The sequence below is a fragment of the Streptomyces sp. NPDC093261 genome, from assembly GCF_044753645.1.
GTDB lineage: Bacteria > Actinomycetota > Actinomycetes > Streptomycetales > Streptomycetaceae > Streptomyces.
In genome coordinates this window covers 1-12,838 of the sequence record NZ_JBIVNO010000031.1, presented here as the reverse complement: position 1 = coordinate 12,838, position 12,838 = coordinate 1, and the positions used below count along the sequence as shown (strand labels likewise).

Below are 12,838 nucleotides of genomic sequence, written 5' to 3'. Positions count from 1 at the left end.
GCGCCAGAACGCTACCTGTGCGCCGACGGCCACCTCGCGGCAGTTCCGGTGCTACCGGAACTTGGGACGTCAGGGCCAGTTGCCTGTTCCGTCTGTTGTCCGGTCTCAAATGATCTGGTTCCGAGTCGGGTCGCTGACCTGCGGCGACCAGTTCAGTGGAGACGTGGGGAGCCAGGAATCTCAAGTGATGTGGTCTTGGACGAGCGGATGCCGGAGGCTGTCTCAGTTGATGTGGTCCGACTTCGCTGTGCCGTCGGCCGCAACCGGACCGCTGGCGAAGCTAGGACTGGCGGCGTGCGAAGAGGATCGCACCTGGAACGCTTTCGTCCGGGGCGATCAGCATTTGGGCCTCGACGGTGAACCCGGCATCGCGTAGCCAGGCCGCCACTTGGTCAGGCTGGCGGCGGTGAACGTGGACGTTCATCGGGTGGCCGCCGTAGCCCTGCGTCTTCAGCCTCGACCCGTCGCCGACGTGAAAGCCGAGCAGCAGTGGTCCGCCGGGACGCAACACGCGCCGGAAGTGGCCGAAGACCGTGGGTACGGCTTCGTCGGGGACGTGAATCAACGACCAGAAGGCGAACAGGCCGACGACTGAAGCATCGGCGAGGTCGAGGTCGGTCATCGAGCCCACCTCGAACCGCAGGCGGGGGTGGTCACGCCGAGCCACGTCGATCATCACAGGTGAAAGGTCGATGCCGAAAGCGTCCACACCCAGCTCGTGCAGGTGAGCGGTGACGTGTCCAGGTCCGCAGCCCACGTCCGCCACCGGCCCACCGCCAGCGGCGTGCACCAAGTCGGCGAACAACGCCAGGGCCGCCCGAAGATACGGCGCCCCGGCCAGAGCCTCGCGTAGTTGGTCGGCATAGCTGACCGCGACCGTGTCGTAGGAGGTCCGGGTGTCTGCCAACCAGCGGTCCGCGTTCATGGCTCGACAGAGTAATGCAGCGATCAGGATGACGAACCAGATCAACTGAGATCAACGACGAGTCAGACCAGGTCACTTGAGACGGAAACCAGATCCTTCGAGACAGGACATCTGTGAAGCGCTGGCGAAGCACTGTTCCCCTGCCCTGTCGCATCGAAGGTTCACCGATCTCATCGAACCTTGAGCGGCTCTGGAGTTGGTCAGAGGGAGGTCATCGGCCCCTCATCAGCTCCTCGTATGCGGCCTGGGCCCGGTCGTCGAGCTCGTCCTCGATCGACTTCACGACCTTGAGGGCTTCCTCGTCCAGTTGCAGGGGATCGAGAAGCTCGAAGAGCTTCCTGCCACCAAGTGAAAGGCGCAGCATCTTGTCCGGGAAACTCCGCAGCGCCCTTCCCGAATAACCCTTGTCGGAGGGAGGTGTGGCGGCATCTTCATCGAGGCGAGCTTCGCTGAGATGCTCCAGAGCATCGCGAGCGAGTTTGAGATCCCGGTTCTCCGCAGGCGCCGGCTCTCCTCGCTCCGTCGCCAGACGAGCACGCCACTGCTCCAGTTGATACGCAGACCACACGAGCGTGTGCTCCTCGGCCCACCAGACACGGTAGTTGGCCGTGAGCTGGTGCTCGTCAGGGCTCCACTCCTCATTGCGGTCGTAGTTGCGCGAGTCGATCGCGGCCTTCTTGCGGATGGCTCGCGCGCGCTCGGCTTGGCGCATGACAGCCTCCGCCCACACCTGCACGAAGTGCTTGGCGATCTCCTCTGACTCGCTCGGTTCGAACGGGCTCGCATCCATGCTGGCGAGGCTAGCTGCTTACTGATCGTTTCAGAATGACGTTTGGCCGAGTGGTTGTGCGCTGCGAGGATGCCTTCGCGACTGAGCGGTCGAGGACGGGGGCAGGTCGTGACGCAGTGGCAGCTACTGCAGGGTGACATCTTGCTCGGTGAGCTGAGTGAGTACGGCTGTGACCAGCCGTTCTTTTTGGCGCGCTTCGCGCCGGGGCCGGGATGGGAGAACGTGAGGCCCTTGTTCGAGGCTTTGGCGGCTCTCAGGGGTCCGGATCCGGATGGGTCTCGGACTGTCGCAGTGGTGAAGCCATTGCTCGACTTGGACCTCACGGTGGTTCCGGTCGGCAGCGGGCGGTCCGTCATCACGTCCGTGGTCATGTGCTCGCGCGGGGCGGCCCCCACCCGCCTCGGCATGAGCAAGGTCGCCGGCTACTCCCACGGGAGCGCCGCCACCCACTACGCCGGCCTCCTTGACGTACTGCTGACGAAGATGCCGCACATCGTCGCTGACATGACGAGCGACCCGGTCGACCCGGCAGCGGCCGCCCGGATGCGGGATGCCCTGGCACAGCGCGACCAAACCATCGCCGACCTGCGCAAGGAGATCGCGACCTTAGCCGAGCTGAACCACCATGCACAGGCGTATGCCATCGCCCTGCACGAGCGACTGCGCACGGTCGCGGACCCCAGCACCCTCGCCGACGCACGGGTGTTGCCGCTACGGCCACTACCTGGCGACTGAGCCGTAATGGAGCAGGATCAGCGCCGATGGGCAGCCCCGGTGCAGACAGCTCGCGTCATGTAGGTGGCGGTACTCCCCCCGGTGATGCCGAATCGCTTCGAATTGGAATGTCTAAATTCCAGTCGCTTCAGTCCCTGTCCGATGCGCTGAGTGCCCTCTGACCTGGGAAGACGGCCAGTGGTCAACCAGGGCCCGTGGCGGCGTGGCGCAGTTCGACCACTCCCTCAGGGGCCGCAAGCCGATGTCGGGGGGCAGTGGCTAGGGTGCGCTGTCATGGACGCTGCTGACCTTGACTACAGGGCCCGGACGTTGTCTGGCTGCATTCCTCCACCGCTGGTCTCCCGGCTTCTTGAGCTAGGGCACGGCAAAGAGGTGGAGTTCCACGCAGGCCGCGGGGAATGGTTCTGTGCGCGGGAGTGGGCGCGGCTGCTCGGTGCTCAGGGACAACAAGCGCAGGCATTGGACGTGCTCGCTCCATACGTCGCCACTGGTTGGTGGCCGGCCGCCCGGGCCCAGGCGGAACTGCTGGAGAGCTGGGGTCGGGCGGCGGAGGCAATAACGCTGGCCCGGCCGTACGCAGCGGTCGGAGGGACCGCGCTGGAGTTCTTCGCGCGCCTGCTGGCCCGGCACGAACGCAAGGACGAAGCGGTCACCTTGCTGAGCGCCGGAATCGAGGACTGGCTCCTTGCCACCGCCCTGGTCGACATCACCGAGGGAATGGGCCGCGACGAGGACATCGCCGCGCTGCTGGCCGCCAGGATCCCCGCCGGGCACCAATGCGACAGCCCGTGGTGCTGCAGTGGCCTCGACCCCGACACGGCCATCGGCCTGCTCGCCACGGTCCGTGACCGCCAGGGCCGCATCGACGAAGCGATCGCCCTGCTGCACACCCGGAACATCACCTCCGTCAACAACCACGACCAGCTGGCCGATCTGTTGGCGCGGCACGAGCGGATCGAGGAACTCCGCTCGTACGCGGCGTCCGAGGACCTCGGGCACGCCGCACAACGCCTCGCCGAGGTGCTGGAGGAGCACGGTGACGTGGAAGGCGCGATCGCCGTGTACCGACAGACGGACGACTCGTCAGTCCACCACCATCACAGTGCGGTGCAACTGGCTCAGCTTCTGACCCGGCACGGTCGCGGTGACGAGGCGATCGAGGTGATGCGCACGCTCGCGGACTCACCCGGCGGTGCGGAGGACTGGATCATCGACACGCTGTGCACCCTCTACGCCCAACACGGCCGCGCCCAGGAAGGCTTGGCCTATCTCGACGCCCTCAAGGCGCGCCATGACGGCGAAGAGGAATGGGAGTTCTTCAGGCTGCGGCTTCCCCTCATGGCCGACTGCGGTCTGCTTGACGAAGCGATCGAGCAGGCACAGGCGCACCCTCAGGGTGACACCCGGTACGCGGCCTGGGCGATCTCTGACCTGCTCGCCGGAGCCGGTCGGGTCGAAGAGGCCGTCACCGTACTCGAACCGTGTGCACCCGCCAACAGCCAGCAGCTGGCCCGCCACCTCATCGACCTCGGCCGCGTCGAGGACGCCATATCGCTTCTTCAGAGGCACAGAACCGAGCCGATCACGCCCGTTCAGACCGGCGCGTTCTCCCCCGAGCCCCCGTTCTGACACCGCGTGCCCCGGGTCACGCCTGGCGGAGTGGAACCACCGTCTCGTGGTGTCGATCGGCGCCGAGCAGGTTCCCCGGTACACCAGAGGACATTTCTCAGCTCAGCCTTACGCCGGGACGCTGCCGGGAGACACTTTCGTCACCTCAGAGGGGCGACGGCAGCACGCCGCAGTGGGTCTCTGCGCGAGACACCCACTCAACCGATTTACGGGAAGAGACACCCCCAGGTTCCGACAGACGGGCTGACGTGAGGGGCCCCGGCCGAGAGCCGGGGCCCCGGTCGCCCATGGACTCACTTGGCGTGCCGTACCGCGTAGATCATGACGAACGCCACGATGTGGATGCCGAAGAGGAAGTACGCCAGGTAGTACCAGACGTAGCGTTCGCGCTTCTTCTCCAGGGTCAGGCGTTCGCGTTCCGCGGTGCGGTCCGGGTCCGGGTCGGTCATCACAGCTCGCGGTGGACCTTGGTGTTGGAGGCCTGGGCCCGGGGCCGGACCACCAGGAGGTCGACGTTGACGTGGCTCGGGCGGGTCACCGCCCAGGTGATCGTGTCGGCCACGTCGTCCGCCGTCAGCGGCTCGGCGACGCCCTCGTAGACCTTCGCCGCCTTCGCCGTGTCGCCGCCGAAGCGGGTCAGCGCGAACTCCTCCGTGCGCACCATGCCGGGGGCGATCTCGATCACCCGCACCGGCGTGCCGACGATCTCCAGGCGGAGGGTCTCGGCGAGGACGTGCTCGGCGTGCTTCGCGGCGACATAGCCCGCGCCGCCCTCGTAGGTGCCGTGGCCGGCGGTGGAGGAGAGGACCACCACGGTGCCGTCGCCGCTCGCGGTCAGCGCGGGGAGCAGGGCCTGGGTGATGTTGAGGGTGCCCAGCACGTTCGTCTCGTACATCCGGCGCCAGTCCTCGGGGTCCCCGGTGGCGACCGGGTCGGCGCCGAGCGCGCCGCCCGCGTTGTTCACCAGGACGCCGATCGTCCGGAAGGCGGTCGCGAACTCGTCGACCGCGGCCCGGTCCGTGACGTCCAGCGTGTACGCCGTCGCCGAGTGGCCCGCCGTGGTCAGTTCCTCCGCGAGCGCCTCGATCCGGTCCTTGCGGCGGGCGGTGAGGACGACGCGGTAGCCGGCGGCCGCGAGCTGCCGGGCCGTCGCGGCGCCGATGCCGCTGCTCGCGCCCGTGACGACGGCGATGCGGGAGGCGGCGGAGGGTGCTGCGGCGGTCATGGCGAGGCTCCTCGGACGGCGGGCTCGGGCGTGCGGCGCCGCACACGGGGGTGCGGGGCGGCGTGCGCCCAGGATAGGTCGCGGGGTGGCCGGCCGGCCGGAGTGCCCGGCGGATGGCCGGTGCCGCGGGGGTGCCCGCGTCCGGTGGCCCCGGTCCGCCCGCGTCCAGTGGGCCCGGCCCGCCCGCGGTCGGTGGCCCCGGGGCGCCCGCGGTCAGTGGCCCCGGGGCGCCCACATGATGACGGCCATCCCGGCGAGGCAGATCAGCGCGCCGGTGACGTCCCAGCGGTCCGGGCGATAGCCGTCCGCGACCATGCCCCAGGCGAGGGAACCGCCCACGAAGATGCCGCCGTACGCGGCGAGGATGCGGCCGAAGTTCGCGTCCGGTTGGAGGGTCGCGACGAAGCCGTAGACCCCGAGCGCCATGACGCCCGCGCCGATCCACAGCCAGCCGCGGTGTTCGCGCACGCCCTGCCAGACGAGCCAGGCGCCGCCGATCTCGAAGAGGGCGGCGACCACGAAGAGCGCCGCGGAGCGAAGGATCAGCATGCGGTCACCTTCGCACGGGGGCTCCGGCGCGCCGGACGGGGCTCGCAGGTCACCTGCCCGGCGGTGCCTGTCACGTCGTGCACGTGGGATATATCCGGTGATGTCGGGCCGTATATGGAGGAAAGTGACAATGAGAAAGTGGATTGCCGGCGCATTGGGTGCGGCCGTGGTGGTGGGCGGGACCCTGCCCGCCGTGGCGCTGGGTGGAGAGGCCGACCTCACCTATCACGGATACGTGACGATGGGCCGCGGTGAGGTCAACGTACGGCTCACCCCGTGGAACCGCGGACCGTCCGGTGTGCAGGACGCCACCGTGCGGCTGCGCTGGTCCAAGCCGCTGGCGGAAGAGCAGCTGTTGCCGGGAGGCTGTGCGCGGTACGACACGAGCACGGTGCTGTGTCGCACGGGGGTGGTCGCACCGATGGGTGAGGGCAGGGAGATCCATCTGCGGGTGCACCTCGCCGACACGTCGACGGACGAGGTGCGGCTGGAGATCGACTCCCCGTGGAGCGGCGCGGTGGACCGCACCCCGGGCAGCCAGCAGGTGCTGGCCCTGGGAACGGGGGACCGATACGCCTTCTGAGTGCGGCCCGGGCGTCGTCAGGAGGATGAGCGCGTAGTCGGCGCGCACCGGCACGGACGGGGTGGCGGTCCGGCCGGCGATGCCTTCGCGTTCCAGGCGATGCCTTCGCGTTCCAGGGGGGGCGCCGAGGCCGGGCGGTTCGCCATGCGGAGGCGTACGCCGGGCTGGGGACGGGGTGAGCCGGGGGCCCTCGGAGTCAGGCGGCTCTGTCGATCGGATCGAGCGCGTGTGCGAGATACGCCTGCTCGTCGTCGAGGGCTCCGACAGCCGGGCGAAGGCCGACGCACTGCGTCACGCCATCGCGTCCGCATGTTCAGCGAGGAGCTCGCCCGGCGGTTCGCGGGCACCGGAGTCACGGCCAACTCCTGCGACCCCGGCTTCAAACACCACCGGTCTCGGGCGGGACCTGCCCGGGCGGGCGTCCTGGCGAAGCTGCTCACCCGCATGGGTGCCGGGGACCCCCGGCGCGGCGCCGGCGTCATCGTCCGGCTGGCCATCGTTCCCGTCTTCGTCACCGTCGGCGTCGGTTGCTTCTTGGTCAAGGATGCCGGGCCGCTGACCTGCTGGCCGCCCGGCCGGGGCGCGAAGGTCCAGCGCGTGTGGTGGGAGGAGACCTCCCGCCTGGTGGAGAAGGTCCTGTCCACCGCCTTGTGACCCGCACCGCGACCCTCGCCTGCCGGTCGTCGCGCTCCGGTCCCGCTCTGGTCGTCGGGTCGTCCCGCTCCGGTCCCGCTCCGGTCCCGCTCTGGTCGTCCCGCTCTGGGCGTCCCGCTCTGGGCGTCCCGTGCCGGTCGCCCGTGCCGGTCGTCCGGCCTGGTGGGCGGCCCCTGCCGCGGTCTGCAGGGTGCGGAATACCGGGAGAGGTGGTGCCGTTCAGGGGTATAGTTGAATCGTAAACCACTTGGAGGGTGTGAGCGAGCATGCAGTTCGGGATCTTCAGCGTCGGTGATGTCACTCCGGACCCGACCACGGGTCGTACCCCGACCGAGCGCGAGCGGATCAAGGCCATGGTCGCGATCGCGCTGAAGGCCGAGGAGGTCGGCCTGGACGTCTTCGCGACCGGCGAGCACCACAACCCGCCGTTCGTGCCGTCCTCGCCGACCACGATGCTCGGCTATGTGGCGGCCAGGACGCAGAAGCTGATCCTCTCCACCTCCACCACCCTCATCACCACCAACGACCCGGTGAAGATCGCCGAGGACTACGCGATGCTCCAGCACCTCGCGGACGGCAGGGTGGACCTGATGATGGGGCGCGGCAACACCGGCCCGGTCTACCCCTGGTTCGGGCAGGACATCCGCCAGGGCATCAACCTCGCCATCGAGAACTACGCCCTGCTGCATCGGCTGTGGCGCGAGGACGTGGTGGACTGGGAGGGCAAGTTCCGTACCCCGCTCCAGGGCTTCACCTCCACCCCGCGGCCGATGGACGGGGTCCCGCCGTTCGTCTGGCACGGCTCGATCCGGTCGCCCGAGATCGCCGAGCAGGCCGCGTACTACGGCGACGGCTTCTTCCACAACAACATCTTCTGGCCGGCCGACCACACCAAGCGGATGGTGGAGTTCTACCGGAGCCGGTTCGCCCACTACGGGCACGGCACCCCGGAGCAGGCGATCGTCGGCCTGGGCGGGCAGGTGTTCATGCGGAAGAACTCCCAGGACGCGGTGCGCGAGTTCCGGCCGTACTTCGACAACGCGCCGGTCTACGGGCACGGGCCGTCCCTGGAGGACTTCACCGAGCAGACCCCGCTGACCGTCGGCTCGCCGCAGCAGGTGATCGAGAAGACGCTGAGCTTCCGCGAGTACGCCGGCGACTACCAGCGCCAGCTGTTCCTGATGGACCACGCGGGTCTGCCGCTGAGGACCGTCCTGGAGCAGATCGACATGCTCGGCGAGGAGGTCGTGCCGGTGCTGCGCGAGGAGTTCGCCAAGGGCCGTCCGGCCGGTGTGCCGGAGGCGCCGACCCACCAGTCCCTGCTGGCCGCCGCGCAGGAGCCGAAGGCCTTGGAGGACACGGAAGAGGTGAGCGCCGCATGAGGCTCGTCGTCGTCTCGGCGGGCCTGAGCGTCCCGTCCTCCACGCGGCTGCTGGCCGAACGGCTGGCCGCCGCCGTGGAGCGGCGGGCTCCCGTCGAGGTCCGGACGATCGAGCTGCGCGACCTCGCCGTGGAGATCGCGCACAACTTCACCAACGGCTTCCCGGGGCGTGCGCTCGCCGCCGCTCTGGAGGCGGTGACCGAGGCCGACGGGCTGATCGTGGTGACGCCGGTGTTCTCGGCGTCGTACAGCGGGCTGTTCAAGTCGTTCTTCGACGTGCTCGACAAGGACGCGCTCGTGGGCACGCCGGTCCTGATCGCGGCGACCGGCGGCACCGCGCGGCACTCGCTGGTCCTGGACCACGCCCTGCGTCCGCTCTTCTCCTATCTGCGAGCCGTGGTCTCCCCGACCGGTGTCTAGGCGGCCTCGGAGGACTGGGGCGCGGAGGGTCTGCCCGAGCGGATCGAGCGGGCCGCGGGCGAACTCGCCCTGCTGATGACCGCGGGGGCCCCGCGGGAGCGGGGCGGCGCGGTGGCGGAGCCCATCGGTTCCGGGTCGGACTCCGCCGGGGCCGTGCCCGAGCCCGCTCGGGCCGTGGCCGGCTCGCTTCCCGAGGCCGCCGGTTCCGTACCGAGGGCCGCCGGGCCCGAGCGTGCGGGCGGGGCGGGCGAGCAGTCCGGGGCCGGAGCGCACGGATTCCGGGTGGTTCCCTTCGAGGAGCAGCTCGCCGCGCTGCGGAGCTAGCGGAACGCGGCAGCCGGCCGCGGTCTTCCGCGGTCTCGAGCCTGGGTGAGGGGTGGGCCGCCGCCGTCGCGCCGATCCGGCCACCCCTTCCGCGCGGTGGACCCCTGCGGACCGGCCGGCGCACCCGGGTCGCGCCCTGGGACGGCGCACCCGGGTGGGCTTCGCGGAGGGCGCCTGTCGTGCCGTACGCGGGGAGCCGGTGGGCAAGGCGTCCGGCGAGGGCGCGGCGGGACCGGGGGCGCGGTCGGCGCGCCCGGCGACGGGCCCCAACCCGTTCGGCGGCGTCGATGACCGCGGCCGTGCCCGATCCCGCCTCCGTGGCTTCGTCGGCTCCGGCGCCCCCGTCCCGGAACAGGACGCTGCGATGTGACCTAGCCGACACGGTGGCCCCACCAGGTAAACCGCCACGCCCGCACCGGTGAGAGGCGGGTAAGAAGCCCGCCCGTGGCTCGGTCCACCCGGTCGTGCACCGCGCTGGCCTTGGCAGACTGGTGGGGTGACCCAGACAGTGCTGCTCGCCGAGGACGACCGCGCCATCCGTCATGCCCTGGAGCGCGCACTGACGCTGGAGGGGTACGAGGTGACCGCCGTGGCCGATGGGGTGGAGGCCCTCGCCCAGGCCCACCGCACCCGGCCCGATGTGCTCGTCCTCGATGTGATGATGCCGGGCATCGACGGCCTCCAGGTGTGCCGGGTGCTGCGTGCCGAGGGCGACCGTACCCCGGTCCTGATGCTCACCGCCCTGGTGGAGACCGCCGACCGGATCGCGGGACTGGACGCGGGCGCCGACGACTATGTCGTCAAGCCGTTCGACGTCGAGGAGGTCTTCGCCCGGCTGCGCGCCCTGCTGCGCCGGACCAACGGCGGCTCCTTCGAGGCACCGAAGGAGGAGGAGAAGATCCCCACCGGCCAGGTCTCCGTCGCCGGTCTGCGCATGGATGTTCAGGCACGGCGCGCCTGGCGCGGCGAGCGGGAGCTGGAACTCACCCGGACCGAGTTCGACCTGCTGGAACTGCTCGCGCGCAACGCCGGCATCGTCCTCGACCACGCCACCATCTACGACCGCATCTGGGGTTACGACTTCGGCCCCGGCTCCAAGAACCTCGCCGTCTACGTGGGCTATCTGCGGCGCAAGCTCGACGAGCCGGGGGCACCGGCCCTCATCCACACGGTGCGCGGCGTGGGGTACGTCCTGAGGGAGGACTAGTGCCTCCACCACCGCACCCCGCTGTCGAGGACGACGCCGGATTCGGGATGCGTGCGTGGCGGCGGCTGCCGGTCGGACTGCGCCGGCGGCTGCGCCTGCGGTCCCGGCTGCGCCAGATGTCGTCGCTGCGGACCACCTTCACCCTGTCCTTCGCGGCCGTGGCCGCAGGGGTCACCGTCCTGGTCGGCTTTCTCAGCTACGACGCCGCCGCCCGGCTGGTGCGCGTGGACCAGCAGACCGTGTTCGCGCAGGTCGTGGCGGATCTACGGGACCAGGTCAGCCAGAAACAGCTGATGCCGGACGACTTCGCGATCTCCGACAAGGACCACGACACCCCCCGCGACGACATCATCCGGCCCAGCCGCACGGTGGTGCAGGTGCTCGGGCCCGGTGGCATGGTCGTCGACCACTCCAATCCGGCGCTGCCCGTCGACGACAGCGACCGGCGGATCGCCGAGACCGCCAAGGCGGGCAAGCTGGTCGAGCATACGAACGTCAGCGTCGACGGCGATGTCTACCGGGTCGCGACCGTGGCGCTCGGCCGCCGCCAGGGCGCGGTGCAGGTCGCCCAGGAGCTGAGCAGCACCGAGGACCTGCTGCGCAGCCTTCAGCAGCGCACCGCCCTGCTGATGGGCGGCGTCGTGATAGCGGCCGGCCTGTTCGGCTGGTGGCTGGCGCGGCGGATCACCCGGCGGCTGGTACGGCTCGCCGGTGCCGCCGAGGACGTGGCGCGCACACGGCGGGTCGGCATCCAGGTCCCCTTCACCGGGAACGACGAGGTGGCCCGGCTCGGCCGCTCCTTCGACCGTATGCTCGGGCGGCTCGCCCAGTCGGAGGAGGACCAGCGGCGTCTGGTGCAGGACGCGGGCCACGAGCTGCGGACGCCGCTGACGTCCCTGCGGACCAATATCTCGCTGCTGCGCCGTATCGACGAGCTGCCGCCCGCCGCCCGCGAGGAACTGGTCGCCGACCTCGCCGAGGAGTCCCGCGAGCTGACCGACCTGGTGAACGAGCTGGTCGCCCTGGCGGCCGGCCAGTCGGACACGGAACCGGTGCAGCGGCTGACCCTCGCCGACATCGCCGAGGACGCGGCGACGCTCGCCCGGCGCCGCACGAGCCGGGAGGTCGTGGTGCGTGTCACGGGTGACACCACGGTCGACGGGCGCGCTACGGCGCTCCAGCGGGCGGTGTCCAATCTGGTGGAGAACGCGGCCAAGTTCGACCGCGACGGTGAGGCGCCCATCGAGATCGCCGTCACCGGACCGGTGCACCCGCCCCAGATCGAGGACTCCGACGAGCCGGACACCGGCCTGCCGCTGGGCAGCGTGCGGGTGGAGGTCCTCGACCGCGGGCCCGGCATCCAGGAGAGCGACCTTCTGCGGGTCTTCGACCGTTTCTATCGTGCGGCGGACGCCAGGAGCCTGCCCGGCTCGGGTCTCGGCCTGTCGATCGTGCGGGACGTGGCGACCTCGCACGGGGGAGCGCCGTTCGCCTACCGGCGTGAGGGCGGGGGCTCCGTGATCGGGTTCACGGTCGGCGGGGGAGCCGCGCCCGGGGGCGAGTGAGGCCCTCGTAGCGTTGGTCAGCCGACATGGACGCGCGGCCGGCGCTTGCGGTCGGGTTCCGCCTCGCGCAGCACCTCCCGGGTGACGGGGGCGACCTCTCCCTGGCCGAAGAGGAAGAAGCGCAGGAAGTTGGCGAACGGATTGCCCTCGGTCCACTCGAAGTAGATGTGCGGGATGCAGCCGGTGGTGTCGCGGACGTGGAGCATCAGCGCGGCGAGGGCATTGGGGATGGAAGACGACTCCAGGGTGAGCACGCGGTAGCGGCCGTGCAGGACCTCGCCGCGTACCGTCAGGCCGGCCTCGAACTCCGAGGGGTCGGTGACGGTCACCTCCACGAAGACGAAGTCCTCCTGCGGGGGCAGCTCGTTGTCGGTGCGGATCTGCTCGATCTTCTGGCGGTACTCGGCGGCGTCCCGCTCGTCGGGCTCGTTGGCGATGAAGCGGATCCGGCGGCTGGCGATGTCCCGGACGAATCGTTCCGCCAGGTCGTCCAGGGTCACGCTGGTCACCCGCAGCTCGAAGGCCCGGGCGAGGCGGGACAGCAGTGAGACGAGGATGATCCCGGTGATGAAGCAGGCGCCGATCTTCACACCGTCGGGCCGTTCGATGACGTTGACGACGGTGGTGTAGAGGAAGACGGTGGCGATGACGGCGAAGGCGGGGGCCCAGCGCCGCTGGCGGGCCTTGCGGGCGGCGATGGTCACGGCGATCGCGGCGGAGCTGATCAGCACCAGCACACCGGTGGCGTAGGCGCCGCCCTGGGCGTCGACGTTGGCGTCGAAGATCCAGGTGACGAGGAAGGCGATCAGGGTGAAGACCATGACCATGGGCCGCACGGCGCGGGCCCACTG

At 70.2% G+C, this 12,838-nt stretch carries 13 protein-coding genes and 2 pseudogenes; 9 read left to right on the top strand and 6 right to left on the bottom strand.

The window, feature by feature from the left end; genetic code table 11:
- Positions 1-280: 280 nt before the first annotated feature.
- On the bottom strand, positions 281-925 hold the full coding sequence (locus ACIP94_RS36370) for a class I SAM-dependent DNA methyltransferase (protein WP_402435739.1): 645 nt from the start codon (positions 923-925) through the stop codon (positions 281-283).
- Between the two features lie 211 nt (positions 926-1,136).
- Complete coding sequence (locus ACIP94_RS36365) at positions 1,137-1,715, bottom strand: hypothetical protein (protein ID WP_402435737.1); 579 nt, start codon at positions 1,713-1,715, stop codon at positions 1,137-1,139.
- A gap of 294 nt (positions 1,716-2,009) precedes the next feature.
- On the opposite strand from ACIP94_RS36365, the gene ACIP94_RS36360 reads away from it, so the two are divergent.
- A complete protein-coding gene (locus ACIP94_RS36360; protein ID WP_402435734.1) occupies positions 2,010-2,450 on the top strand; it encodes a hypothetical protein in 441 nt (146 codons plus the stop codon).
- A gap of 372 nt (positions 2,451-2,822) precedes the next feature.
- Positions 2,823-4,079, top strand: a complete 1,257-nt coding sequence (locus ACIP94_RS36355; RefSeq protein ID WP_402435731.1) for a tetratricopeptide repeat protein — start codon at positions 2,823-2,825, stop codon at positions 4,077-4,079.
- Positions 4,080-4,372: 293 nt separating this feature from the next.
- On the opposite strand, the gene ACIP94_RS36350 is transcribed toward ACIP94_RS36355, so the two are convergent.
- The 3 genes from ACIP94_RS36350 to ACIP94_RS36340 form a co-directional block, all read right to left on the bottom strand.
- Entirely contained in the window at positions 4,373-4,528 is a 156-nt protein-coding gene (locus ACIP94_RS36350; protein ID WP_402435729.1) for a hypothetical protein, read from the bottom strand.
- Entirely contained in the window at positions 4,528-5,304 is a 777-nt protein-coding gene (locus ACIP94_RS36345) for an SDR family NAD(P)-dependent oxidoreductase (protein WP_402435726.1), read from the bottom strand. The genes ACIP94_RS36350 and ACIP94_RS36345 overlap by 1 nt, the downstream gene beginning before the upstream one ends.
- A 213-nt stretch (positions 5,305-5,517) precedes the next feature.
- Positions 5,518-5,853: a YnfA family protein gene (locus ACIP94_RS36340; protein WP_402435723.1), complete on the bottom strand. Its 336-nt coding sequence runs from the start codon at positions 5,851-5,853 to the stop codon at positions 5,518-5,520.
- 130 nt (positions 5,854-5,983) lie between these two features.
- On the opposite strand from ACIP94_RS36340, the gene ACIP94_RS36335 reads away from it, so the two are divergent.
- The 7 genes and pseudogenes from ACIP94_RS36335 to ACIP94_RS36305 all read left to right on the top strand — a co-directional run bounded on the left by ACIP94_RS36335 (position 5,984) and on the right by ACIP94_RS36305 (position 11,987).
- Positions 5,984-6,436: a hypothetical protein gene (locus ACIP94_RS36335; RefSeq protein WP_402435720.1), complete on the top strand. Its 453-nt coding sequence runs from the start codon at positions 5,984-5,986 to the stop codon at positions 6,434-6,436.
- A 309-nt stretch (positions 6,437-6,745) separates the two neighbouring features.
- The gene (locus ACIP94_RS36330; RefSeq protein ID WP_402435718.1) at positions 6,746-7,090 is read left to right on the top strand and encodes a hypothetical protein; all 345 of its coding nucleotides are present in this window, start codon (positions 6,746-6,748) and stop codon (positions 7,088-7,090) included.
- A gap of 266 nt (positions 7,091-7,356) precedes the next feature.
- Entirely contained in the window at positions 7,357-8,472 is a 1,116-nt protein-coding gene (locus ACIP94_RS36325) for an LLM class flavin-dependent oxidoreductase (RefSeq protein WP_402435715.1), read from the top strand.
- Positions 8,469-8,975: pseudogene (locus tag ACIP94_RS36320) on the top strand (FMN reductase); the annotation flags it as partial. The gene ACIP94_RS36325 and the pseudogene ACIP94_RS36320, both read left to right, overlap by 4 nt.
- Positions 8,967-9,215, top strand: a complete 249-nt coding sequence (locus tag ACIP94_RS36315; RefSeq protein WP_402435853.1) for a hypothetical protein — start codon at positions 8,967-8,969, stop codon at positions 9,213-9,215. The pseudogene ACIP94_RS36320 and the gene ACIP94_RS36315, both read left to right, overlap by 9 nt.
- 496 nt (positions 9,216-9,711) lie before the next feature.
- Positions 9,712-10,422 carry a response regulator transcription factor gene (locus ACIP94_RS36310; protein ID WP_402435712.1) on the top strand — a complete coding sequence of 237 codons (711 nt, stop codon included), beginning with the start codon at positions 9,712-9,714 and terminating at the stop codon, positions 10,420-10,422.
- Positions 10,423-10,538: 116 nt separating this feature from the next.
- Positions 10,539-11,987, top strand: coding sequence for an ATP-binding protein (locus tag ACIP94_RS36305; RefSeq protein WP_402435847.1), 1,449 nt, complete (start codon positions 10,539-10,541; stop codon positions 11,985-11,987).
- Between the two features lie 17 nt (positions 11,988-12,004).
- Here ACIP94_RS36305 and ACIP94_RS36300 read toward each other — a convergent pair.
- A pseudogene (locus ACIP94_RS36300) lies at positions 12,005-12,838 on the bottom strand (amino acid transporter); the annotation flags it as partial.

What these genes read in the sequence shown, in the direction of transcription:
- ACIP94_RS36305 (WP_402435847.1), top strand. Translation starts at nt 10,539, where the DNA reads ATGTCGTCGCTGCGGACCACCTTCACCCTGTCCTTCGCGGCCGTGGCC.
- ACIP94_RS36350 (WP_402435729.1), bottom strand. Translation starts at nt 4,528, where the DNA reads ATGACCGACCCGGACCCGGACCGCACCGCGGAACGCGAACGCCTGACC.
- ACIP94_RS36325 (WP_402435715.1), top strand. Translation starts at nt 7,357, where the DNA reads ATGCAGTTCGGGATCTTCAGCGTCGGTGATGTCACTCCGGACCCGACC.
- ACIP94_RS36370 (WP_402435739.1), bottom strand. Translation starts at nt 925, where the DNA reads ATGAACGCGGACCGCTGGTTGGCAGACACCCGGACCTCCTACGACACG.
- ACIP94_RS36340 (WP_402435723.1), bottom strand. Translation starts at nt 5,853, where the DNA reads ATGCTGATCCTTCGCTCCGCGGCGCTCTTCGTGGTCGCCGCCCTCTTC.
- ACIP94_RS36365 (WP_402435737.1), bottom strand. Translation starts at nt 1,715, where the DNA reads ATGGATGCGAGCCCGTTCGAACCGAGCGAGTCAGAGGAGATCGCCAAG.
- ACIP94_RS36330 (WP_402435718.1), top strand. Translation starts at nt 6,746, where the DNA reads ATGTTCAGCGAGGAGCTCGCCCGGCGGTTCGCGGGCACCGGAGTCACG.
- ACIP94_RS36315 (WP_402435853.1), top strand. Translation starts at nt 8,967, where the DNA reads ATGACCGCGGGGGCCCCGCGGGAGCGGGGCGGCGCGGTGGCGGAGCCC.
- ACIP94_RS36335 (WP_402435720.1), top strand. Translation starts at nt 5,984, where the DNA reads ATGAGAAAGTGGATTGCCGGCGCATTGGGTGCGGCCGTGGTGGTGGGC.
- ACIP94_RS36345 (WP_402435726.1), bottom strand. Translation starts at nt 5,304, where the DNA reads ATGACCGCCGCAGCACCCTCCGCCGCCTCCCGCATCGCCGTCGTCACG.